The organism is Streptomyces sp. NPDC057565 (assembly GCF_042801455.1).
Classification (GTDB): Bacteria; Actinomycetota; Actinomycetes; order Streptomycetales; family Streptomycetaceae; genus Streptomyces; species Streptomyces yanii.
Genome location: NZ_JBHVFU010000064.1, coordinates 15,189 through 36,287, shown reverse-complemented (window position 1 = coordinate 36,287; position 21,099 = coordinate 15,189). Strand labels below are relative to the sequence as shown.

23 protein-coding genes and 1 pseudogene are annotated in these 21,099 nt (G+C 67.6%); 2 read left to right on the top strand and 22 right to left on the bottom strand.

The annotated features are described in order from the left end of the window. Positions 1-497 precede the first annotated feature (497 nt). The 13 genes and pseudogenes from ACFU8W_RS44485 to ACFU8W_RS44425 form a co-directional block, all read right to left on the bottom strand. Positions 498-1,046, bottom strand: a complete 549-nt coding sequence (locus tag ACFU8W_RS44485) for a GNAT family N-acetyltransferase (RefSeq protein WP_384050642.1) — start codon at positions 1,044-1,046, stop codon at positions 498-500. A 319-nt stretch (positions 1,047-1,365) separates the two neighbouring features. Next, entirely contained in the window at positions 1,366-1,584 is a 219-nt protein-coding gene (locus ACFU8W_RS44480) for a hypothetical protein (protein ID WP_384050639.1), read from the bottom strand. A gap of 213 nt (positions 1,585-1,797) precedes the next feature. Next, entirely contained in the window at positions 1,798-2,286 is a 489-nt protein-coding gene (locus ACFU8W_RS44475) for a hypothetical protein (protein WP_384050636.1), read from the bottom strand. 26 nt (positions 2,287-2,312) lie between these two features. Further along, entirely contained in the window at positions 2,313-2,678 is a 366-nt protein-coding gene (locus tag ACFU8W_RS44470; protein ID WP_384050633.1) for a hypothetical protein, read from the bottom strand. Positions 2,679-2,747: 69 nt separating this feature from the next. Beyond that, positions 2,748-3,431, bottom strand: coding sequence for a maleylpyruvate isomerase family mycothiol-dependent enzyme (locus ACFU8W_RS44465; protein ID WP_384050631.1), 684 nt, complete (start codon positions 3,429-3,431; stop codon positions 2,748-2,750). Between the two features lie 176 nt (positions 3,432-3,607). After that, positions 3,608-4,141 (bottom strand): GNAT family protein, encoded by a 534-nt coding sequence (locus tag ACFU8W_RS44460; RefSeq protein WP_345516207.1) that lies wholly within the window; start codon positions 4,139-4,141, stop codon positions 3,608-3,610. Between the two features lie 132 nt (positions 4,142-4,273). Next, positions 4,274-4,955: pseudogene (locus tag ACFU8W_RS44455) on the bottom strand (M15 family metallopeptidase). 736 nt (positions 4,956-5,691) lie between these two features. Further along, positions 5,692-6,522 (bottom strand): M55 family metallopeptidase, encoded by an 831-nt coding sequence (locus ACFU8W_RS44450; protein WP_384050627.1) that lies wholly within the window; start codon positions 6,520-6,522, stop codon positions 5,692-5,694. A gap of 775 nt (positions 6,523-7,297) precedes the next feature. After that, positions 7,298-7,390, bottom strand: a complete 93-nt coding sequence (locus ACFU8W_RS44445) for a hypothetical protein (RefSeq protein ID WP_384050654.1) — start codon at positions 7,388-7,390, stop codon at positions 7,298-7,300. A gap of 147 nt (positions 7,391-7,537) precedes the next feature. Further along, positions 7,538-8,191 carry a hypothetical protein gene (locus ACFU8W_RS44440; RefSeq protein ID WP_384050625.1) on the bottom strand — a complete coding sequence of 218 codons (654 nt, stop codon included), beginning with the start codon at positions 8,189-8,191 and terminating at the stop codon, positions 7,538-7,540. A 499-nt stretch (positions 8,192-8,690) separates the two neighbouring features. Next, positions 8,691-9,089, bottom strand: coding sequence for a hypothetical protein (locus tag ACFU8W_RS44435; protein ID WP_384050622.1), 399 nt, complete (start codon positions 9,087-9,089; stop codon positions 8,691-8,693). Between the two features lie 371 nt (positions 9,090-9,460). Then, positions 9,461-10,729 (bottom strand): ROK family protein, encoded by a 1,269-nt coding sequence (locus ACFU8W_RS44430; protein WP_384050621.1) that lies wholly within the window; start codon positions 10,727-10,729, stop codon positions 9,461-9,463. A gap of 69 nt (positions 10,730-10,798) precedes the next feature. Continuing rightward, on the bottom strand, positions 10,799-11,011 hold the full coding sequence (locus tag ACFU8W_RS44425) for a hypothetical protein (protein ID WP_384050618.1): 213 nt from the start codon (positions 11,009-11,011) through the stop codon (positions 10,799-10,801). A 143-nt stretch (positions 11,012-11,154) separates the two neighbouring features. On the opposite strand from ACFU8W_RS44425, the gene ACFU8W_RS44420 reads away from it, so the two are divergent. Then, entirely contained in the window at positions 11,155-12,171 is a 1,017-nt protein-coding gene (locus ACFU8W_RS44420) for a sugar phosphate isomerase/epimerase family protein (protein ID WP_384050616.1), read from the top strand. 595 nt (positions 12,172-12,766) lie between these two features. On the opposite strand, the gene ACFU8W_RS44415 is transcribed toward ACFU8W_RS44420, so the two are convergent. Further along, complete coding sequence (locus tag ACFU8W_RS44415; protein WP_384050613.1) at positions 12,767-13,210, bottom strand: hypothetical protein; 444 nt, start codon at positions 13,208-13,210, stop codon at positions 12,767-12,769. Positions 13,211-13,406: 196 nt separating this feature from the next. Next, entirely contained in the window at positions 13,407-13,637 is a 231-nt protein-coding gene (locus ACFU8W_RS44410; RefSeq protein WP_384050610.1) for a hypothetical protein, read from the bottom strand. A 125-nt stretch (positions 13,638-13,762) separates the two neighbouring features. Here ACFU8W_RS44410 and ACFU8W_RS44405 point away from each other — a divergent pair, with 125 nt between their 5' ends. Continuing rightward, entirely contained in the window at positions 13,763-15,103 is a 1,341-nt protein-coding gene (locus ACFU8W_RS44405; protein WP_384050607.1) for a hypothetical protein, read from the top strand. Here ACFU8W_RS44405 and ACFU8W_RS44400 read toward each other — a convergent pair. The 7 genes from ACFU8W_RS44400 to ACFU8W_RS44370 form a co-directional block, all read right to left on the bottom strand. Then, entirely contained in the window at positions 15,081-15,614 is a 534-nt protein-coding gene (locus tag ACFU8W_RS44400) for an NUDIX hydrolase (protein ID WP_384050605.1), read from the bottom strand. The two genes, ACFU8W_RS44405 and ACFU8W_RS44400, sit on opposite strands and share 23 nt — an antisense overlap. 188 nt (positions 15,615-15,802) lie before the next feature. Then, positions 15,803-16,675 (bottom strand): SMP-30/gluconolactonase/LRE family protein, encoded by an 873-nt coding sequence (locus ACFU8W_RS44395; protein ID WP_384050602.1) that lies wholly within the window; start codon positions 16,673-16,675, stop codon positions 15,803-15,805. A 24-nt stretch (positions 16,676-16,699) separates the two neighbouring features. Further along, the gene (locus ACFU8W_RS44390; protein ID WP_384050599.1) at positions 16,700-17,665 is read right to left on the bottom strand and encodes a sugar kinase; all 966 of its coding nucleotides are present in this window, start codon (positions 17,663-17,665) and stop codon (positions 16,700-16,702) included. After that, a complete protein-coding gene (locus ACFU8W_RS44385) occupies positions 17,662-18,288 on the bottom strand; it encodes a bifunctional 4-hydroxy-2-oxoglutarate aldolase/2-dehydro-3-deoxy-phosphogluconate aldolase (protein WP_384050597.1) in 627 nt (208 codons plus the stop codon). The genes ACFU8W_RS44390 and ACFU8W_RS44385 overlap by 4 nt, the downstream gene beginning before the upstream one ends. Beyond that, positions 18,288-19,181, bottom strand: a complete 894-nt coding sequence (locus ACFU8W_RS44380) for a hypothetical protein (protein ID WP_384050594.1) — start codon at positions 19,179-19,181, stop codon at positions 18,288-18,290. Before ACFU8W_RS44380 ends, ACFU8W_RS44385 begins: the two co-directional genes overlap by 1 nt. Continuing rightward, positions 19,175-20,320 carry a galactonate dehydratase gene (gene dgoD / locus ACFU8W_RS44375; protein WP_384050591.1) on the bottom strand — a complete coding sequence of 382 codons (1,146 nt, stop codon included), beginning with the start codon at positions 20,318-20,320 and terminating at the stop codon, positions 19,175-19,177. The genes ACFU8W_RS44380 and dgoD overlap by 7 nt, the downstream gene beginning before the upstream one ends. Then, on the bottom strand, positions 20,317-21,033 hold the full coding sequence (locus tag ACFU8W_RS44370; RefSeq protein ID WP_384050588.1) for a FadR/GntR family transcriptional regulator: 717 nt from the start codon (positions 21,031-21,033) through the stop codon (positions 20,317-20,319). Before ACFU8W_RS44370 ends, dgoD begins: the two co-directional genes overlap by 4 nt. Positions 21,034-21,099: the final 66 nt, after the last annotated feature.

Below are 21,099 nucleotides of genomic sequence, written 5' to 3'. Positions count from 1 at the left end.
GACGCCCTGAAGCGTAGGGTGCTGCTCGGTGCCACGGCCGCTTACGGCGGCGTAGCGCGACCCCCGGCGACTCCTCCACGACAACCGTATGCCCATCGCGCAGGACGGCAGCGTAATCGACGGCATCGTCCCCGAACCCGCGGCCCGAAGGCCGAGTCAGCTTCCACCCCCAGTCATCGGGTAGCTCAGCAGGAGCGATCCCCAGTGCAGCCCACTGCTCCCATCCCAGACCGTCCATCCCGCCCCCTCCTCAAGCTGCGATGCAGCGCAACCGTGCGGTGGCAGGCTGCGGCTACTGCAGAGCCCGCGGTTATCTTCCACGTCAGTCGCGCGATGTGGGGCTGCGCGTGCGCGAGAGTTTCAACCTCCCGGCGGATGAGTCTGATCGAGGTGGGTCCCAGGGCAGGTCGAGCTCGTCGTTAAGAGGTCGGGCGCACCGCGATGAGGTCGACGAACCGCGACGGGCGTTCTACGCCGCCACCCTGTCGAGCACGAGCTCAACCGGACGACGTGACCGAGGACCACACGCCGAACCACTGCTCGGCGCCGTACTCCTCGAACCGCTCCACCTCGGTGAACCCCAGCTTCGCCGCGAGGCGCATCGCGCGGTCGTTGGCGGTCTGGGTGCTGAGCACCACCGGCTCGCCGGGAAGCGCGTCGGTGAACCAGTCGAGTGCCGCCGCGCATGCCTCGGTGGCGTACCCGCATCCCCACGCCTCCGGCAGGAACATGTAGCCGAGTTCGGCCTCCCCGGCATTCGGACGGACGTGACCCGGACGCTCTGCGTCGCGCCGATCGAGCGTGATCATGCCGATCATCGCTCCGTCGAGATCGATCACGAAAAGGCCGGGGCGCCGCCCTGGCACCTCAGGCACCGCGCGCTCGAGCTCATCACGCGGTCGAGCGCCACCGATGTAGGCGCCCACCTCTGGCGAGGCGAACAGCTCGATGAACGCTGCACGGTCCCGGGCCTCGGACTCGCGGAGCACGAGCCGCTCGGTCCTTATCGGGGCAGGTGGCCAGGCGACGGGTCCAAGCTCAGTCATGGCGGGCAACCTATCGCACGCCCGCCGGGCCGAAGCCTCAGACGACCGACAGCGGCAGCAGCTTCTGACCCGCCGCCCCGATCTGTCCGTGTACAGCACGAAACGCGCACAGCACAACCAGAGTCCCGAAGCGAGCACCAACGCGCGTACGGAGGTGCCGTCCGGGAGCCCTTCCACGTGCCGCCTTCCGACGACGGTCTTTCCCTCCCGCTGGGTGTACTGCTGGAGGGCTGCTACGCCCCGCGTGAAGGCGTCGGAGCCCTTCCCGGCCCCAGTGGGCCTCCAAGTGCAGCCGTCTTCTGGGGCCGTGCAGCCGGTTTCACGCCCACCTCGACCAGCCGCCGCTGTTCTTCCTCTCTTCCTCGTTGGGCTGTGCCCAGTCTCGGATCTGCCGGGTGAGCCAGCGTCCGATGTCGTCTCCGCGCCAGGTGACGCCGGGCATGACCTCGTCCAGGCTCGCCCCGGCGTTCAGGAGTGCACGAAGGCCTGTGTGGTGGCGTTGCCAGTCGACGGTCCAGCCGAGTGTGCAGGGGTTCAAGTCGGGGTCGATGGCGGTGAGCTGTTCGGCCCGCCGTTGCGCCCGTTCCGGGTTTTTGCCGAGCCCGCCGGGCCTCCTGAGGCTGGTCAGCCATTGCCCGACGGGTTTGACGAATAGCTCTGACCGGTGTGGCTGAGCTGGGTTGGAGATCGCTGCCCGTATCGGCGGAGATCATTTCCCGTACAGTGTGCTGAGGGCCGCCGTGTAGTGCAGTTACCCGAGAGACGCGAATGGGTTCGAGAACGAGGTCAGGTCGCTCACGCGGACCAGGCTGAGCTCGCTGGGTTCAATCTCGGAGCCGGACAGGACCACTTCAGTGCCCTCGACGCATCCCCGTGCGACCCAGTAGCGGTTGCTGCTGTTGCGCCAGAGTTCGAACGTCATGGGTTTCCCGTCTGTGGTGATGGTGACGGGTTCGGAGGCCGGCAGGCCGGCCGGGGGTTCCTCGCCGGGGTGGTAGTAGATCTCGAAAGCCCCTTCCAGGGCCTCGCTGGCCTCTGCATTGCCGGAGGAGGCGCTGAAGACCGTGACGTGCTCGACCTGGGGGTCGAAGTACGGAGAGCCGAACCACAGGTACACATGGATGTCGCCGGTGGCTCGGTTGTAGCCGTGACCCGTGACCTGCCGTGATTCCGGCCAGTTGGCGTCGACAGCGAAGACGCTGAAGCCTTCTGCCGAGCCAGGGGTGCCTTGATCGTTCATGGGATCTCCCGCGTGCTCGTCCGTGATCAGGCATTCTGCCACTGCAAGAGAACCGGCTGGCGTTGACGGTGGTGTCGGTTCGGGTGTTGCGGGGGCCGGCGGTGCGGGTGCGTCGCCACTTCGGTGCTCAGCCGGAGCAGTTCTGCCTGGAACCGGCGCACTTGTGCGGCCTGCTCCTGCGTGTAGCCGGGGCTGTCGGCCTTGCCGGAGCGGAAGCTGGTGTACGGCTGCTTCTCGCTGTCCCAGCCGGGCATCGGTTCGGCCGACCAGAGCAGGCCGACGGCGTACTGCTCCGAGCGATCGGGCCTCCGCCCCATCAGCAGACGCCGCTGCCACTCGTCCAGATGCGGAAGGATCGTCCCGAACTTCGCTGCCAGAACGACCCGTTGCACTTCCGGTCTACCCATACCAGACCAACGACCCACCGCACCGGAAGCCACGGGTTAAAGATCTGCACGCCCTCAGCCCAGGGCGAGCCATCGGAGGCCGAGCCGTTCGATCTGCTCGGCCTCCTCCGCGTCCAGCGGCTCCCGGCCGGTGGCCTTGCGCAGGAAGCGCGTCCGGCTCCACCCCAGCTCGTCGGTGGCCGCAGTGTGTTCCGTGCCGAGGAGCAATTCCGTCACGGCGTCGGCGGCGGGCGAGGTCAGCCAGGGCTTGCGACCGAGTGCGTCGGCCAGGTCGAGACCGTGGACGGCGACCTCCACCACGCGGGTGAGGAGGAACTCCGACAGGAGCATGGCGTCGCCATGACGCGTTCGTACGGTCCGGCCGGCCTGCTGGACCCGGCACAACTGGTCGACCCGCTGCCAGGTCGCGGCGAAGTCCCCGGCGAAGGCGGCGCCGTCGGCCGACCGTGCCGCACGGTCCTTGGCCAGTGTGATCCGACTGTCGTTGGTCCGGGGCGAGAAGCGGTCGTCCGGGCGGTAGTACTCCGCTGCCGAGATCTCTGGCTTATCGGGTGCCGGTGCGTTCAGCATGTTCGGTAGCCATTCGATCACGACGCATACGTGCCCGAGCAGGTCGAGCACGCTCCAGGGAGTGCAGCGTGTCGGAAGGTTCCACTCGGCCGGGGACAGTCCTGACACGGCATCGGTCAGGGCCCCGGCTTCCTGGCGGAAGGCTTCGAGCACTCGGTCTTGATTCACGCTGGTGTGGTTCCCAATCATCGTCGGACAAGGTCTTGTCGGTCATGCAATCGCGGCTCGGTGTACGGGTTCTTCACGGAGGGGACCCGTCAGCCCGCATCGGTTGTTCCGCCGCCGCCGGCGCTTCCGTCCTCAGGGGCGGCGCAGGGCCCCGTCGGACGTTCGGCGTTCCGCTCTCAGATCTCCGCATCGCCGGGCCGCTCCGCGCGGAGCATGGAGTAGATCACCGAGTCGTTCCACTGTCCGCCTCGCCATACAGCGGAGCGCAGGACGCCTTCCCTGACGAAGCCGGCCTTCTCAAGGGCCCGCTGCTCCGCGAGGTTGGCCACGTCCGTCCACGCCTGGATCCGATTGGCCCTGGTGTGCTCGAACAGGTAGTCCGTCAGGAGCCGCTGGGCCCGGGTGCCTATGCCCCGGCCGCGGGCGGAGGGCACCAGGCCGATGGCAAGGCTCCAGTTGGTCAGGTCGGCGGGCCCCCAGGTACCGGGAAACCACTTGACCCGGCCCACCGTCACGTCACCCTCGACGACGGAGAACAGCCCGCCGTCGGGGCCGAGGAGGCCGTTCTCCGCGAAGCGGCGGCGCAGGTCGGCCGTCGACTGGTAACCGAACCACTGATGGACGCCCCAGCCCTCCGGCCCGGTGAACTCCTGCTCCCACACGTCGAGGTCGTCGGCGGTGACAGGGCGCAGCGTGATCTTGTCCGACATGGAACGGCTCCTGGTCCTCCCGGGCCGCGCGGTTCGATTTCGCACGGCCACGACGGGCAACGTCTTGTGAACTTCTCCCACTGCCGACGCGCTTCGGCGGGGTGCCGGTTGCGTCAGTTCGAAGAAAGATCGTCAAGACGGCCCTTGGGGCCAACCGTGTGAGCCGATCTCCTTCGGGCCGTAGAGGGCCGCGACTGCTCCCGTGTTCAAGGCCCAGTAGCGGTTCCCGTAGGACCAGTGCCACCATTCCGTGAGGTAGTTCACCAGCCCCGCCGCCGTGAGCACGGAGCCCAGGAGCCCGCGGTTGGCACGGGCCTCCTCGCTGATGCCGGGGGCATCGGTGTAGCAGGCGCCCGCGCTCTCCTCAGGGTCCGCGTTCATCCGCGCGCCCAGGTCCAGCTCGCGCCCGTCGGCGTCGGCCAGCGTGAGGTCGACGGCCACGCCGACGCTGTGCGGGGCGATGTCGGGCGGTGACACGTAGCGGCTCGCCGCCGAGTGGGCCTGCTCGGCGGACCAGTCGGGTTGGGCGGCGCGCAGCTGGCCGGCGTACTCCTCGAAGTACTCCCGCTGGAGGGAGGCAGGCCGGAATCCCTCGACGAACAGCAGCCGCAAACCTTGCGGGAGTAGTTCCTGGGCTTCGACCAGTCGTTCCAGGACGCCTTCCCGCAGGTATGCGAAGGCGTTCGCCGGGTCCTGCTTGCGGGTATCCACCATCAGCGAATCATTGCGACAGACGTCCACGAGGGGGCTCACCGCATTCGGTGACGGGTATGGCGACCACCTGCGGGTCCGACATCAACACGATCTCGGTCATGACCTGATCATGCCGCAGGACCCGTCCCGACCGGACTGCCAGGATCTTGTTCATGAACCGGCGAGCGATCGATACCTATGGGTCCGGGCTGTCGAGTGCAGGCTCAACTGGCAGACGTACCGGGGGACAGCCTGGCCGCAAGCCGCATCGCATCGCGTGGCGGTCGCTGACGGTCCGGGTGCTGATCACCACCGGATCGGCGGGCAGCGTGTCGGCGAGACCAGAGTCGGCGGCAGCCGTAGCTTCTCGGTGAGGGCCACCTCCCGCCGTACTCGGCCCTCGCCGCGGCGTTCCGCAGTGCCAGGCCTTCAAGCCACGGCGGACAACCGTCGCGAGGAGGCATCAAGGGGCCCATCAGCCCTGCTTCCACTCCGCGTTCGCTGCCCCGGCGGCCCAACGTCCCCCGGCCTTCCACGACAAGACGGTCGCCCAGGACAAGCTCCACGCCCAAGTCCTGATCCGCGTCGACGTTGCCAGACGCCGGTCCAGCGTCCTCTCCGCCCTGCTTCGTGGCGGCACCTTCTACGAACCGCAGCCCGCCACGTCAGACTGATCCTCATCGCGCACGCCGCACACAGGGCAGCCCCACTCATCGAGACCGCCGTCCGCCACCGGTCCGACCACCTTGGCTGAAGCCACAGGCCTCTGTGTGTAGACCGAGACGGGCGGCCCTGTCTTTGCCCATGCTGCCACCGTGGGGCGAGACCCGATGACCGCCCAGCCGTTGTCGCGACGGTCAGCAATATGGTGGCTGGTTGGTCAGAGAGGCAGCCACTCGCGTCCACACGCCGAACAGCCGATAAAGGCTGGGTAGGGTGCCCTGCGCCTGGACGGTCCGCGTGTCTGCCAAGGTGACCCCTGGAATGCCCAGGAGCGTCGAGGCGACGGAAGCGGACTGCCAGCGGACTGTGAGGACGGACAGGTCCGCAGGAACTTCTGACGCCTTCGGCACTGTGGAGAGACTGGCAGCGACCGCTTTCTCGATTGCCGCACGTGCTTCTTCCGCTGGTCGTAGATCTGCCGCGAATCGGTCCCGCGCGTACTTCACGGCCACGGTCGTCACCGAGGCGTCCCATTCCGTCATTTCTGCGCATGCGCAGTCGTCACCGGTGAGGACCGCCACCGGAACGCCGATGGCGGCCGCGGTGGCGTGGGCCAGGCCGATTTCGCCCACGGGCCGGCCGTCCAGCCACATGTCTTCGATTTCGTGCCCCATGAAGCTGTGACTCAGTACGCCGAGCGCCCCGGCCCGCGAGTGGTAGCCGACGCAGATCACGGCGTCGTGCTCGGGGGTGAGGCCTTCGAGCATGAGCATCTGCTTGGGTTTGCCGCGGATGAGGCGGGCTGCCGGGTGCAGCGACTCGGGCAGGATGTTGCGCATCGGGCCGTGTGCATCGTTGACGGTGATTTCTGTGGCACCGGCTGCGACGGCGCCACGGACGGCGGCGTTGACGTCCTCCGCCATCATCAGCCGTCCACGCTCGTAGTCCCGGCCGCCGGGCTGGACATCATCGGCGTCCACGAGCCCGGTGATGCCTTCCATATCCACACTGATGTAGATCCGCACTGCACAGTCTCCTCAAGCTTGATCGCTTAGGAGATGTCCGCCGCTCTTCCTATGGTTCCTGCACCAGCTTGCGACCAACTACTTTCGGCCTGGACGATACGGCTCTTGAAGTTCCCGACCTGCACTGAAGTACCAGTCGCTGTGTCATGCAAGGCCATCACCTACGCCCAGGGCGCCAGCAGCATCGGCGACCTCAACTACACCCGCGACGAACGTGGCCTGCAGACCGGCCTGAACGGCTCCCTCGCGAATGTTGCGCTGCCGGCCGCCGAGGACGGTACGGTCTTCGGCAAGGACAACCGCATCACCACCTACAGTGGCCGCTCCTTCACCTACGACGCTGACGGCCAACTTACGACCGACGGCATACGCGACTACACCTGGAACGCACGCGGCCAGCTCACGGGCCTGGCCAAGGCCGGACAGAACAGCAGCTTCGGATACGACCCCCTCGGCACCCGCAGCACCAGAACCGTCGGCGGAGTCCGCACGGTGCACCTACCTGGCCCACTGGACCGCCACGAAGCTCAGGTGGAAGCCGACCGCGGACGACAAGGAGCGGGCCGCCCTGAAGAAGCTGTCCGAGGGCTGCTCGGACACGGTCGTGACGTACGAAGTTGCCCCGTAGCCGCACCTTTTGACAGTGGTCGGTGCGATCCTGCCCGCATGGACGGGCTGATGCGGGCCGGGTACATGGCGCGGATCGCGACGTCCCTGCCCCGGACCTCGGCCCGGCCACGAATACGTCGAGCTGGTCGGCGGCCCCCTCGATGGGCTACGAGAGGTAGAGACCGAGCCGGCCGTTGCAGAAGCTGCTCGCGACGACGACCTCGGCGTCGAGCCCGTCCGGCCCACGCCGACCCAGCACTCTGATCACGACACTGTTCTCATGGTCGGACAGATGAAGCAGCTCCACGGCTTTACCCTCGGCCACGCGCGCTCCTCAAGAAGATCTTCCCAAGCCATCATGCAGGAAGCACAGGTCTGCTCCGACCAGGGCATTTCGTCAGGAGTTCTAAGCTTCGACCTCGGACTGCTTGACGAATTCGCGGCCGTTCCAGCCCCACGTGACGTGACGGAGTATCGACGGGCCGCTGGCGTGGCTATCGCCCGGCCCGTAGAACTTGACATCTGCGAGAAGGTGTCCGTTGCTGAACCTCACGGTATTCGGTTGGTACTTGGGTGACAGCCCGGCAACCTGGAATGTTGGTGTGCGACCGACCTCCCGGCCGTCAGTCGCGCGGTAGATGCGCAGTTCCTCGACATAGAAGTTGCTCGGCTGCGGACTGCACGAGAACAGCACGGCGGCCACATTGCCGAGGCGTGGCAGTGTCCCCTGCGCGATCTGCTGAATCCGCACGTCCCAACGGTCATAGCCCCCGATAGCGCCGCCTCCCGCGGTCCCCCTACCGTTGCGCACCGTCACCGGAACTGCCGTGCTGACGATGTCGTCACAGGTCAGCCGGTAGATGCGGTTGTTCCAGTCGACGTTGGCCCTGTCGGATTGGACAGCGGGGCTGCTCAGCGTCTGCACGGCACCATGTGGCATTGATATTGCCGAGGCCGCACTTGCCGGTAGCAATGCACTGCCTGCGGCCACGGCCGTCGAGGCAGCCGTTAGCACGAGGCAGCGCTGCCATGGATTCACGGAACCCTTCTTTGTATTCATGGAACCCTTCTTTCTACGTGGGGATTCCGCGTTTCCCCAGCGACGGGTGAGTCGGTGGGGAGCCGTAGCGCTACCCACAGCGGTTCTGCCCCGAAAATGCCCACACTGAGATGCGTGTGTCACGCCACGAAATATCATGACTTGACAAGTGATAGTGACCGCAGCAAAGCCGTCCCAATCGTCAACGTCACTTCCTTGATCGTGTCAGGGTGTCTTCGCAAGCAGGGCTCGACACGCCTCCCAGACGTCTGCGCTGGTCAAAGCCCTGCGATTGATCAACGGGCTCGCGAAGTGGGTCGTGATCACCAGGATTCAATTCGCGAGATGCGCACCAGCTAAGGGCTGTCCCGTAATCCCCGGTGGATCAGCGCGCGGCGTCGGATGCGGTGCATCGCAAGGCGGAGGAGCGTCCTCATACTGGGCGTATTCGGGCGTTCCGACAACACAGCGAGGTGCCGTGGCTGTCGTCGTGCGCCCGCCAGGGATTACGGGACAGCCCTTAGGGCGCGATGGTGACGGTGGCCTCGACGACTTTTTTCTGGTTCGAGTAGCAGGCGAAGTAGATGCGCTCTGTGGTTCCGCGCTTGGCATCTTCGGTGATGGTGGCTATGCCGACGAGCGTTCCGGGAGGGTACTCTCCAGTGGCGTCGAGCTCGAGAGGCGTAATCCCGATGGGTGATCTCGCCGTGGTCTCGCCGCCGATGAGCGCGCCCTCGGCAAGCCCGCCCCCGCTAGGGTCCTCGCAGTTACGCAGGGTCAGAATGACGGTTTCGCCGGGCTTTGCGGTCTCGGGGTTGACGGCGGCGATGAGATCGGCGTCGCCGGTGGCCATCGCAGCGGGGGCCGACAATCCCAGCACAACGCACCCTGCGACGGCGACAGTGGGTATTCGGAGCATGATTGCCTCCCTCAGGCGCGGTCTACGGGGGTCTCCCGAACAGATGACCGCACCCCGTCTTTCTGACCGTAGGAACGTATGGCGGGCGCCGCGATGTTCATTAGCCTAAAGGGGTGAATGCCTCGGACGGTGGTCGTTCAACAGACCGGCGGGCATGGGCGAAGCTCGACGCCGATTCAAGGAATCGCCTCGATACGAATCGTATTTCCGAGCGGGACAGGCTGGACAGACCCGCGTCAACGCGGGGGCGGCGAGTTGACGGCTGGTAGGTGTCGACAGGGATCACCGTGGCTTGCGTGGTGCAGGCCTCGCCGTCAACACGACGGGGGTTCGAGCGCTTGAAAGCGCAACTCACAGGTCCCACAGTGGGTTTATCCGCCGACTGTGATCGGAGGCGATGATGCGCTGGCGATTACCTCGTCGACACGATCGGCGGCGAGGGCGTGCTGGATAGCCATCGTTGCCGCGCCGATGACGCCGACTTGGATGCCCGTCGTTGCCGGCACGATCTGCAGGTGGGCGGTGGCGAGAGGGAGCGAGCGGCCGTAGACGACCTCCCGCACCCCGGCGATGAGACTCTCGCCGGCCTGGGCGAGTGAACCGCCGATGACGACGAGCTCGGGGTTGAGCAGGCTCACGCACGTCGCGAGGATTTCGCCGATTGTGCGTCCTGCCTGATGAACCGCTTGTGTGGCAGGGGTGTTGCCGTTGCAGACGAGCGCGACGACATCCCTGTTCGTCATGGCAGGCACCCCGGCTGCGGTGAGGTGTTTGATGATCGCGTGGCCGCTCGCGACGGCCTCGAGGCAGCCAGTGTTGCCGCACGTGCACAGGACGTCGGAGGCGTGGGGGACCGCCACGTGGCCGAGGTCGCCGGCGGCCCCGACCGCGCCTCGGAGCAGGCGACGACCACTGATGATCCCGGCGCCGATCCCGGTGGCGACTTTGACGAACAGGAGGTGATCGACTTCCGGGTGGGCCATCACGTGCTCGCCGAGGGCCATAAGGTTGACGTCGTTGTCGACGTGGACCGGGACGTCCCAGTGGTGCCGCACGTGTCCGGGCACGTCATAGCCGTCCCACCCCGGCATGATGGGCGGGCGCATCGGCCTGCCGCTCGAATGCTCGACCGGGCCCGGCAGGCCGATCCCGATGCCGACGAGGTCCTCGACGTCCTTGTCCGCCTCGTCGAGCAGCCGTCGTATCGTCGCAACGACCCAGTCGAGGACCGTGATCGGCCCTGCCGAGATGTCGACGCGCTCGGCGACCTCGGACAGGGGTTGGCCGGTGAGATCGGTGAGCGCGACATTGGCGTGGGTCGCCCCGAGGTCGGCGCCGACGACGACTCGAGCCTGCGGGTTAAAGACGAACCTGGTCGGAGGGCGGCCGCCAGTTGAGGCCGCCCTGCCTGAGGGCGCAAGCAGACCGCTGGCGAGTAGGGCGTCGACCCGGATGTTGACGGTGGACCGGGCTAGCCCGGTGAGTCTGGCCAGCTCAGCACGGGTCCGCGGCCGCCCGTCGCGAAGTAGTTGGAGTAGTTCCCCGGCGCCGGGAGCCCCGGAGCCTGGTCCAGTGACCCCGCCCGTAGCCGCCGCGCCGCGATGAACGGGCGCACGTGGCGCAGATGCGGACTGGGGCATGGTCGAAGTGAAGCACACGACGACACCAAGAGGCGATTGCGGTGTCTCAGAAGCAACTCTGCTTGAAGGTCAAACAGGAGTGATCGAGGCGCCGGCGGCACCGTCCTCGGCGAAGTCGGCGCCGGCATCCGCGAGGCGTCGGCGGCCCCCGGCCAGGTCATTGGCATCCTGGGGCCTCTGGTTCCGGGCCGAGCCCATCGTCCGGGCGAGCCGTCGGGCCCTCCACTTCAGCTCGACGGCTGGGCCGAACACCGAGATCAGTCTCGCGTCGATGCTGCTCATCTGCCCGCAAGCCGACAACTTGTGCACTCTGATCTGAGACTTCTGTCGGACTCTTGTCATAAGTTCTGGCGTCGCCCTATGGTCGGCACCGCAGCGCTGTAAAGCGCCGACCGTAGGACCGCGCGAATACAGAAGGAGAGCCCGTGGAAAACAAGCTAAGTCGCCGCGCCATGCTCGGCGCCGGCGCCGGCGTTTTGGCCACCGGGGCGCTCGCCGCCAATGCGAGCCCAGCCTCCGCCCTTGCATCCTTGCCGCAGGGTCAGCCCAGCGGCGGACCGAACGTGATTCCGGCCGACCGCATCGGCTTGCAGATCTTCACCGTCCGCCAGTTGATCGGCAGCGACTACAAGAACCTCGAGATCTCTCTGGAGGCGGTTCACGACGCTGGTGTGCGGGAGCTTGAGCTCGCCGGCGATTACTACGCGAAGACGACGGCCCAGCTCAAGTCCATCGTCCAGTCGCACGGGCTTCGCATCGTGAGTAACCACTTCGGCCCGCGCGGACTCAACCTTCCGAACCCGTGGATGACCTACGAAGGCAGGATGCAGATCTTCGAGGACGCCCAGACGCTGGGTAAGTTCCCATATGTCGGGACTGGTAGCTCCCTCGGCTTCCCCGATGGGGGCACCAGTGAGGGCATGAAGGCCATGGCAGAGAAGTTCAACGAGTGTGGCGAGCACGCCGTTTCGCAGGGCTTCGGCGGCTTCTTCTTTCACAACCACGACCGCGAGTTCGCGCTTGAGAACGGCGTCCCGATCTACAACACCTTGCTCGAGCACACTGACCCCCGGTACGTCAAGTTCGAGGTCGACCTGGGTTGGGTCTCGGTCGCCGGTGAGGACCCGTACTGGTGGATCAAGGAGCACGGGGAGCGTTTCATTGGGTTCCACATCAAGGACATCAAGTGGGACCCGAACGGCAACCGCACGGCGGCTGCGGGAACCCGCGCGGGAGGCAAGAAGTTCCGGTTCGCTGACGTCGGGAAGGGCGACATCGACTGGACCCGCGCACTGTCCGCGATCAAGGACCTTCGGGACTATCGGTTCTTCCTGGAGCACGATGACGCCGGTGACGTGACCCTCAACCCGCCCGGACCCGCGAACACGGTCTGGCGAGGCTGCAGCACCCTGGATGGCATCAACACCTCCGGGCGCAAATAGGAGGAGCAGTCATACCGAGCCGGCGTCCCACTCCGTCCTGCCGTGGGACTCGGCTCGTTCCTTGAAATGTGAGCAGTCACCATGACGGGCAACGGCCCATCGGCTGACTGAGCTTGCGACCTGGTCGGATGATCTATCGGCACCCGCAGGGTCGGTCCACGTGCTGGAGCCATGCTCGGGCGCTGGATCGGCCCCGGCCTTCTTGAGGCCACCGGATCGTTCCGGTCGTAGCCGAGGTGATCGGTGATCCCACCTTCCAGCGCGGACTCCGGTAGTCGCTTGGTCAGCTGTTGCAACAGCCCGCCCTCACCGGTCAGCTGAAGGCCCTCACTCTTGGCCCGGCTCACCAGCTCGTCGACCAGCTGCTGATGCGCGGCCTCGGGCTGCTGCGGGTCAGCCACTTCGGTTTCCTTGAGCTCGGTCACGTCGTCGCTCGTCATCGATGCATCTTCCTTGATCAGGAGTTGCATCGTTCGTTTGCACGTCGAGCACCACGATCGGCAGTTCAGCGGGTGAACCAGACAACGTCTCTTCTCCTTCCGGGCGAACGCGGCCGACCCCGAATCGAGGCCGGCCGCGTCGCTGCTGTCGTGTGCTACGCCTGATCGCACGGTCGGCCGCAGTCCGAGTCGCACTGCCCGAGGTTCGTGCCGTCCACAATCCACAGATCGTCGAAGACCATGAACCCGGCCGCCTTCATGGCGCGGGCCGAGGCGGCGACCTTCTCCGGGTCGCGGGCTCCTTCGCCCGGCATCGGGTTGTGGTGCAGGAAGCGGCCCGCGTACCGCTCGCACAGTGCGGCGTACTGATTCGTGTGCAGGATGAGCGCGTGCAGGCCGAGGTCCACGTCGTCCGACGGAACCATGGGGTCGGTGGCGGTGGCTGCGGTGACCACGAAGGCGACCGCCTGGTCTGCGATCTGCCCGGCACGCTCGGGCGACTGGCCGTTGTGGGCGACCATGAAGTGGGCGAGGCTTTCGAACAGATCCTCGCCAGCCACCGCGCGACCGGTCCTTTGATTGTTCACCGTTGCCGTCATACGACTACTCCTTGTGTGTAGCTGTGCGTGGGTTGGATGGCCGGCCCCGAACGGGGACGGGGGAGCCGGGGAACTGGCACCCGTTCGGGGCGGCCCGTCTACTGGCCCATGGCGAGAGCCATGTAGATCACCAGGCCGCACGACAGGCTGATCACGACGATGAACAGGACTCCCGCGAACCGGCCGATGGTGCGCATCACAGCCCATCCCGACTGTTGCCGTTCTTGATGGCCAGGCGTGCGCTCAGTTCCTCCCGCGCACTCAGCGCCACCACGTTGTCCGGCATGGCATCCCACTCCGTGCCGCCACCGATCGGTCTTATCTGCACACGGCCGCCGATCTCACCCATGACGACGCCGATACGTCCCCTGACGCTGTCCTTCGCCAGTTCACCGATGCCTGGTCTGGTCTGCTGGTTGCTCGCCATGCACAGGAGGATCGCGATCCGGGGAGGGTCACCAAAAGGCCAGGGTGATTACCCAACTTGGGTAACATCGCAGCAAGTAGAGACCCAGCAACGTTGCGTAGCCCTCGCAGTGGGGAGCTTGCCCAATGCCCGACGCCGATCGGCCGCAGGAACTGCCTGCCAGGCCGCTCACCAATCCCGAGATGATTGATGCCTGTCGGGTACGGGACTTCGCCAGAGTCTTCCGGCTGGTGAAGACCAAGGCGGGCATCTACCCCTCCGTGATCGCCAGGCGCTGCGAGCTGACCCCCAGCCGTGTCGGCGAAGTAATCGCAGGGCAGCGCCAGTTGCAGCACATGGACGTGATCGAGCGCATCGCTGACGGCTTGCGCATCCCAGGACACATGCTCGGGCTTGCCCGCCGAGCGTGGGAGACGCCTCAGGCCCTCGTGGTTGCCGAGCGAGAGGCACCACAAGTGCCGGAGCCCGAGCAGCAGACGCCTCCGTCTTTACCGGGGCTTGACGTGGACAGCATCTTGGCCCTGGCCACCCGAACGAGCCTGAGCGCAGCGACACTTGAGGCGTTCCGCCCCTCGATCGAGGACTACTGGCGACGGGACGACCAGCACGGCGGCGAGGCGCTGAGGCCGGCCATCGTCGGCCAGCTCCGGTATGTCGTTGGGCTCCTCAAGGAGAATCGGCCATCGTCCATCCAGAACGGTTTGTACGGCATCGCGGCCGAGCTGGCACGTCTCACCGGCTGGACCTACTTCGACGCCCGTCAGTACAACCAGGCCCGCGCCTACTTCACCGAGGCGCTGCAACTGGCCAAGGAAATCGACGACCGGCAGTTCATGGCCAACGTCCTGGCCTGCATGAGCTTGCAGGGCACGTACCAGGACAAGCCTGCGGACTCTCTGGCACTCGTGACCGCCGCCCAGGATCAGGCCCGCTCAGCACTCGGCACCATCCCACGTGTCCTGTCGATGCTGTCCATGCGCGAAGCCTTCGCTCACGCCACTCGCGGCAACCGGGATTCCACTCACCGGGCGATCGGGGAGGCGCACCGCCATTTCGAGCAAATCCGGGCGAGTGACCCGGACCCGTCCTGGGTCACGTACTTCGACGAGACGAAGCTGAACGTGGACACGGGCATTGCACACGGCCAACTGGGCGAGGCTGCCACCGCCGAACCCCTGATTGCGGAAGCACTGCGGCACGAGGCCCGTACCAACCAGCGCGGCCGGGCGTTTCACGCGTTCTGGCTTGCCCGTACGCAGCTTGACCAGAGCAAGCTTGATCAGGCGTGCCACACCGCCACGCAAGCTCTGGAGCCCGCGTCGGGCGTGGCGTCTGAGCGCGTGTCAGGCCACCTCAGGGATTTTTACGACCAGTTGGCCCCTCACAGGCAGCAGCCCGTAGCCCTGGCCTTCGAGGCGCGGCTACGGGAACTCCTCCCACCGGTCAGCGGATCGCTTCGTCCATGAGCAGGTACAGGAGACCGACGAGCGATCCACTGCTCACGATCTCGCGGCGGTCGATCATGCCCCGCACTTCAGAGAGGGGAATCCACTCGATGCGGTCGGACTCGTTCTTCTCAGTGGGCGGTCCGGCATAGGTCGCGCTGTCCACGCGGAAGACGTGGTGCTGCGAGTCGGTGATGCCGTTGGCCGGCTCGGCGTAGATCAGAGGCTTGATGGGGCCAGGACGCCAGCCAGTCTCTTCCAGGACTTCGCGAGCCGCCGCTTCCTCCGGAGTCTCGCCGTCCTCGACCAGCCCCATGGGCAGCTCCCAGGCCCACGAGTCAGTGATGAAGCGGTGCCGCCACATCATCAGGACCTCTTGGCGGTCATTGACCACGGCGGCCACGGCCAGGTGCCGGAGGCGTACGACGTGGTACTCCCACCTGCGCCCGTCAGGCTGCTGGACGTCGACCAGACACAGATTCACCCATTCGTTCGTGTAGATCTGTCGCTCACCGTGGGTCTTCCACTCCATACCTGCGGCCCCTCTCGATCGGTCTCCAGGATCTCAGACCGATCCAAAAGCGGACGCAGGTTCGGACTTTTTCGCGTCAGGCTGACGAGATGGCCCTCCAGGTGACCCGTGTTCTGGTGGTGGTCCGCTCTGGCGCCGGAGCAGCCGACCTCGCAACATCTGGACCTGTGGTGGACCACAGCGGCGTCTCACGGCGCGCCGAAGGCTCGGGCGGCTGGCGCCGTCGCGTCGACCGTGACCGCGAGGACAGCACCGGCGACACCCGTGGCCCCTGTCAGTCCGTGCCGGGCCGTGGTGATGAGCAGGCGGCCGCCTTCCGGGACCAGGCACACCGAGGTGGGTTGTGGGGTGGGCAGCGGGATGGTCGCGTCGAGTGTGCCGTCGGGCCGGTATTGTTGGACGACCCCGTGGCCCCACACCGCCACCCAGAGCCGCCCGGTGTCGTCCACGGTCATGCCGTCGGGGCTGCCACCGGCAGTGACACGGGCGAACTCCTCGCGGCCCGTCGGATTTCCGTCCCTGTCGAGGGTGCAGCGGTGGATGACACCGGCAGCGCTGTCGGCAACGTAGAGCAGGCCGCCGTCGGCGGCGAAGGCGGGGCCGTTGACAATGGTCATGCCGTCGAGGACGCGGTGTACGGAGCCGTCGGGATCGGTGCGGTAGAGGGAGCCGGCGCCCAGTGTGCCGTCGTAAGGCATGCTGCCCGCCCAGAACCGGCCGTGCGGGTCGCACACCCCGTCGTTCATGCGGGTTGGAACGGGGGAGTGCTCCTCGGGGCGGGCCAGCCATTCGGGCTGGCCATCCGGCGTCAGCAGGGCGATGCCGGTGCCGGCGGCGGCTATCCAGTGGCCGGGGCTGCCGTACACCGGGGCGACCGCGCCGAGGGGGACGTCGAGCCGCAGCAGTTCGCGTGGTGTGCGCCTTCCATCCTCCACAACCTCCAACAGTCGTCCGGCGAGGATGTCGACGTAGACCAGACGTCCGTCGACCCAGCGGGCGCCCTCGCCGAGCTCGTGGTCGCCGTCGGCCCAGATGTCGGCTGGTGACTCATGTCGGTTCATTCAGGTGTTTCTCCAGACGGTGGGTCAGCGCAGGGTCGTGCCCGCCGGACTGTCCAGCAGGGCGAGTTCGGAGCGGGTGGGCAACCCTTCCCAGTCGCCGCGGGTGGCGACTGCGAAGGCGCCCGTGGCCGTCGCCCGGTGCAGGCGTTCGACGACGTCCAGGTCGTCGAGCAGTGCGGAGAGATATCCGGCGACGAAGGCGTCGCCCGCTCCGACCACATCGCGGACGGGCACGCTGCGGACGCCGGAGTCGACCGTGCCCTCGGCGGTCGTGACGCAGGCGCCATCGCCGCCGCGAGTGATCACCACCTCACGCCTCCCTTCGGCGATCAGGGCTGCGACGGCCTCCTCCTCGGCGAGCGACGGGTCGCTTCCCACCAGGTGCAGTTCGTCGGCGGAGGCGATGAGGATGTCGGAGCGGCGGGTCAGTGGCAGCAGAGTCCGTCTGGCCTGCTCCGTCGACCACAGCCGGGCACGGTAGTTGACATCCAGACAGACTGTTGCCCCCAGCTCCCGCGCCCGCTCGGCGGCGACCAGGACGGTTTCGGCGGCGGACGCGCCGAGGGCGGGAGTGATCCCGGTCAGGTGCAGGACGCGCAGCCCGGGGTGCAGCGCGGCCAGGACGTCCGGGGGCCGGAGCGCCGCTCCGGCCGAACCTGCGCGGTAGTAGCGGACTCTGGCCAGGTCGCCGATGCCGTCTTCGCGCACCAGCAGCCCGGTCGGGCGCCCCTCGGTGTCGGCACGGGCATGGGACACGTCGACCTGTTCGGCGCGCAGAGTGCGCAGGACGAGAGCCCCGAACTCGTCGTCTCCCACGGCGCCAACCCAGGAGACATCGTGGCCCAGACGGGCCAGGCCGATGGCGACGTTCGACTCCGCGCCGGCGACGGACAGTTCCATGGGGCGGGCGAGCTTGACCGGGCCTGTGGCTCTGAGAGCGGCCATGGTCTCGCCGACGGTGACCACGTCGGACGTTCGGAGCGCGCTCATGCGGTCACCTCTCCGGCCAGTGCGGCGCGCCAGCGTGCCGCACGGGTACGTAGTTTGGCGAGGTCGCCGCCACTGGCCGCGTCACCGATCAGGGGGCTGCCGACACCGACCGCGACGGCGCCCGCGGAAAGGAAGGCGATCGCCTGCTCGGTGTCGATGCCGCCGACGGGGACGAACGATACCTCGGGGAAGGGGGCTCGCAGTGCCTCGAGGTGGGCCGGCCCACCGAGGGACGCGGGGAAGAGCTTCACGGCGAGGACGCCGGAGCGGACCGCCGTGATCACCTCACTGGGTGTCAGTGCGCCCATGATTACGGGGAGTTGAACCGTTCCATCTGTGGCAAGGTCGGGGACGAACCCGGGTGTGACCAGGAAGCTGGCTCCCGCGTCGGCGGCACGGGCGGCGTCGTGCGCCGTCAGGACCGTACCCGCGCCGAGCGCGGCATCGGGGCCCAGTTCACGGCGAGCACGCTCGATCACCCACAGCGCGTCAGCGGTGGTGAGGGACACCTCGGCTGCGGTGATGCCTTCTTCGGCCAGGGTGAGCACGGTGCGCAGCGCGGCCTCGCGGTCGCGGCCGCGCACGATGGCGAGGGTGCGGTGAGGCAGGTCGGTCAGTTTCATCAGGGACTTCCGGGGAGTGTCGGGGGAGGAGTGTGTGGTGTACGGGGGGTGCGGGTGGCCGATATCTCGAGTTCCCAGCACAGCTCACCGCAGGACGGGACCGTGGCTGCGTCGTGCGGTCCGGCCTCGGCGAGGTCGAAGACGGCACCGAGCATGGGTTCAACGCCGATGCTGCGGTAGGGCGCGTGGTCGGGCCAGCCGCCGAGATTGCGCCACAGCGCGACGGACACGGGGATGTCCGCTTCGGTGTGTACGGTGAGCGTGAGAGTGTCCGGGCCGTCGATGACCCGCACGCTCGGGCAGTCGGTGATGATCGCCCCGACGGCGGTGCCGTCATCGGGACCGAGCCGGTCCAGCCGCAGCCCGAACGGGGAGGGCCAAAAGCCCGTGAGGTGGGGGGCGCCGGGGGGCCAGGCACGGTCGAGCAGCGTCGCCGCCTCGGGGAAGAGCCTGGTCGCCGCGCCGCGGGGCGCGTCCAGCCGGGCGTCGAGGCCGACGTTGAGCAGGGCGTGGGCCGCCCACAGCAGACGGTGTCCCGGATCGGCGGTCAGCCGGTAGCTGGCCCGCAGGGCGTCCGGGCCTTGCTGGATCGTCCGGCGCAGGACGAAGTCCGGGCATTCCAGCACGTCGCCGTCGCGGGTGCGCTGCCAGGGGCGGGACCAGGCGGCGCCGTGATCGGGGGTGCCGCGCACCGTTGGGAGGCACTCCTCCAATCCGCCGGCGTCGACGAACGCGTCACCTGGGCGGACGGTGTGGCGCGCGGCATCAGGGCGGTGCCACAGCCACTCCCGGCCGCCCGCGCGCAGGGAGGTCCAGCGGCCGCCGTGGTCGGGGTCGGTCTCGGCCAGTACCGGGAGCCGTGCGGGGCGGGGCAGCGTGGGTCCGGTCACCATTCCGCGAAGGACCCGTCGCTGTGTCGCCAGACCGGGTTGCGCCAGCGGTGCCCGATGGCGTCCGCGCGTCGGACGGCGTTCTCGTCGATCTGGATGCCGAGGCCCGGTCCGGTGGGCCGGGCGGCGTGTCCGTCGGTGAAGTGGAACGGTGTGGGGTCGAGCAGGTAGTCCAGCAGGTCGTGACCGCGGTTGTAGTGGATTCCCAGGCTCTGTTCCTGGATGAGGAAGTTCGGTATCGCGAAACCGAGTTGCATGCTCGCGGCGAGCGCGATCGGGCCGAGCGGGCAGTGGGGGGCCATGGCGACGTCGTGGACCTCGGCGAGTGCGGCGATGCGCCGGACCTCCGAGATGCCGCCGGCGTGCGAGACGTCCGGCTGGGCTACGGCGATTCCGCTGGCCAGCACGTCATGGAAGTCCCAGCGGGAATACAGTCGTTCGCCCAGTGCCAGCGGCACCGAGGTGACGCCGACGAACTGAGGCAGGTTGCGAGAGTGTTCCGGAAGGACGGGCTCCTCGACGAAGAGGGGGTGCAGGGGCTCCAGCAGTGGCAGGATCCGCTTCGCCGTGGCGGTGGACATCCGGCCGTGGAAGTCGATGGCCACGTCGCGGTCGTCGCCGAGTACCTCGCGGACGGCGGTGACCCGGTCCACGACGGCCCGGCTCTGCGCGAGCGTGTCGATGGGCCGTAGCTGTGCGGAACCGTTCATCTTGACCGCGGTGAACCCGGCCTCGACCTGTTCGCGGGCGAGTTCGGCGACGTGTTCGGGGCTGTCGCCGCCGATCCAGGCGTACACCCGCAGCCGGTCGCGGACTGCGCCGCCGAGGAGTTCGTGCACGGGTACGTCGTGTGCCTTGCCGGCGATGTCCCACAGGGCCTGGTCGATGCCGGCGACGGCGCTGGAGAGGACGGGGCCGCCGCGGTAGAAGCCGCTCTTGGTGAGCACCTGCCAGTGGTGCTCGATGCGCAGCGGGTCCTCGCCGACGAGCAGGTCGGCGAGTTCGTGCACGGCGGCGCGGACTGTCTCGGCTCGGCCCTCGATCACCGGTTCGCCCCATCCGGTGATGCCCTCGTCGGTGGCGATGCGCAGGAACAGCCAGCGTGGGGCGACAAGGAACGTCTCCAGTGCTGTGATCTTCATCCGGTCTCCTCCGGGGGGCGGTTCTCTATCACGTTGCGCAGGTCGGCGCCGGCCTGGTCGAGCAGCGCGTGAACGGCGCGTTCGGCCAGGTCGGGGTCCTGCGACCGCACGGCCGTGAGGACCGCGTCGTGGGCGGGGATCGAGTCGGTCCAGTGGTCCGCGCCGTGCACGAGGTGGTTGCGCACCCGGAGGCCGGCCTCGAGGACGACCTCCATGCGGGTGAGCAGTTCGTTGTGGGTAGCGGCCAGCAGCGACCGGTGGAACGCGAGATCGGCCTCGACCATGGCGTCGGTGTCCTTGCCGGCGGTGGCCATGCGCTCCAGCGCCTCGGCCAGGGCGGCGAGGTCGTCGTCGTTGCGGCGCAGGGCCGCGAGACGGGCCCCTGCCGGTTCGACGATGCCACGGACCTCGGCGAGATTGTCCAGGAAGCCGGCGGCCGGGATGCCCTGGCCCTGCCAGCGCAGCAGGTCGCCGTCGAGCAGGTTCCAGTCGGAGCGGGGCCGGACGAAGGTGCCGCGTTTCTGCCGGGAGTCGATCAGGCCCTTGGAGGCCAGGACTCGCAGGGCCTCGCGCAGCACGGTCTTGCTGACCTGGAGCTCCTGCTCGATCCGGTCGGGGTACAGAGACGACCCGGGTGCGTGGAAGCCGCGGACGATGCGCTCGCCGAGGATGTCGACGATCTGCTGGTGCAGACCGCGTGTGGGCTGGTTCATGTGGGATCTCCCCAACGAGCGCGGGGTCGTCCCTCGGGACGTCCGGTGCGCGGATCTTGGTTCATG

What these genes read in the sequence shown, in the direction of transcription:
- ACFU8W_RS44395 (WP_384050602.1), bottom strand. Translation starts at nt 16,675, where the DNA reads ATGAACCGACATGAGTCACCAGCCGACATCTGGGCCGACGGCGACCAC.
- ACFU8W_RS44460 (WP_345516207.1), bottom strand. Translation starts at nt 4,141, where the DNA reads ATGTCGGACAAGATCACGCTGCGCCCTGTCACCGCCGACGACCTCGAC.
- ACFU8W_RS44400 (WP_384050605.1), bottom strand. Translation starts at nt 15,614, where the DNA reads ATGGAGTGGAAGACCCACGGTGAGCGACAGATCTACACGAACGAATGG.
- ACFU8W_RS44435 (WP_384050622.1), bottom strand. Translation starts at nt 9,089, where the DNA reads ATGCTCCGAATACCCACTGTCGCCGTCGCAGGGTGCGTTGTGCTGGGA.
- ACFU8W_RS44390 (WP_384050599.1), bottom strand. Translation starts at nt 17,665, where the DNA reads ATGAGCGCGCTCCGAACGTCCGACGTGGTCACCGTCGGCGAGACCATG.
- ACFU8W_RS44415 (WP_384050613.1), bottom strand. Translation starts at nt 13,210, where the DNA reads ATGACGGCAACGGTGAACAATCAAAGGACCGGTCGCGCGGTGGCTGGC.
- ACFU8W_RS44475 (WP_384050636.1), bottom strand. Translation starts at nt 2,286, where the DNA reads ATGAACGATCAAGGCACCCCTGGCTCGGCAGAAGGCTTCAGCGTCTTC.
- ACFU8W_RS44385 (WP_384050597.1), bottom strand. Translation starts at nt 18,288, where the DNA reads ATGAAACTGACCGACCTGCCTCACCGCACCCTCGCCATCGTGCGCGGC.
- ACFU8W_RS44380 (WP_384050594.1), bottom strand. Translation starts at nt 19,181, where the DNA reads ATGGTGACCGGACCCACGCTGCCCCGCCCCGCACGGCTCCCGGTACTG.
- ACFU8W_RS44405 (WP_384050607.1), top strand. Translation starts at nt 13,763, where the DNA reads ATGCCCGACGCCGATCGGCCGCAGGAACTGCCTGCCAGGCCGCTCACC.
- ACFU8W_RS44440 (WP_384050625.1), bottom strand. Translation starts at nt 8,191, where the DNA reads ATGAATACAAAGAAGGGTTCCGTGAATCCATGGCAGCGCTGCCTCGTG.
- ACFU8W_RS44370 (WP_384050588.1), bottom strand. Translation starts at nt 21,033, where the DNA reads ATGAACCAGCCCACACGCGGTCTGCACCAGCAGATCGTCGACATCCTC.
- dgoD (WP_384050591.1), bottom strand. Translation starts at nt 20,320, where the DNA reads ATGAAGATCACAGCACTGGAGACGTTCCTTGTCGCCCCACGCTGGCTG.
- ACFU8W_RS44430 (WP_384050621.1), bottom strand. Translation starts at nt 10,729, where the DNA reads ATGCCCCAGTCCGCATCTGCGCCACGTGCGCCCGTTCATCGCGGCGCG.
- ACFU8W_RS44425 (WP_384050618.1), bottom strand. Translation starts at nt 11,011, where the DNA reads ATGAGCAGCATCGACGCGAGACTGATCTCGGTGTTCGGCCCAGCCGTC.
- ACFU8W_RS44485 (WP_384050642.1), bottom strand. Translation starts at nt 1,046, where the DNA reads ATGACTGAGCTTGGACCCGTCGCCTGGCCACCTGCCCCGATAAGGACC.
- ACFU8W_RS44410 (WP_384050610.1), bottom strand. Translation starts at nt 13,637, where the DNA reads ATGGCGAGCAACCAGCAGACCAGACCAGGCATCGGTGAACTGGCGAAG.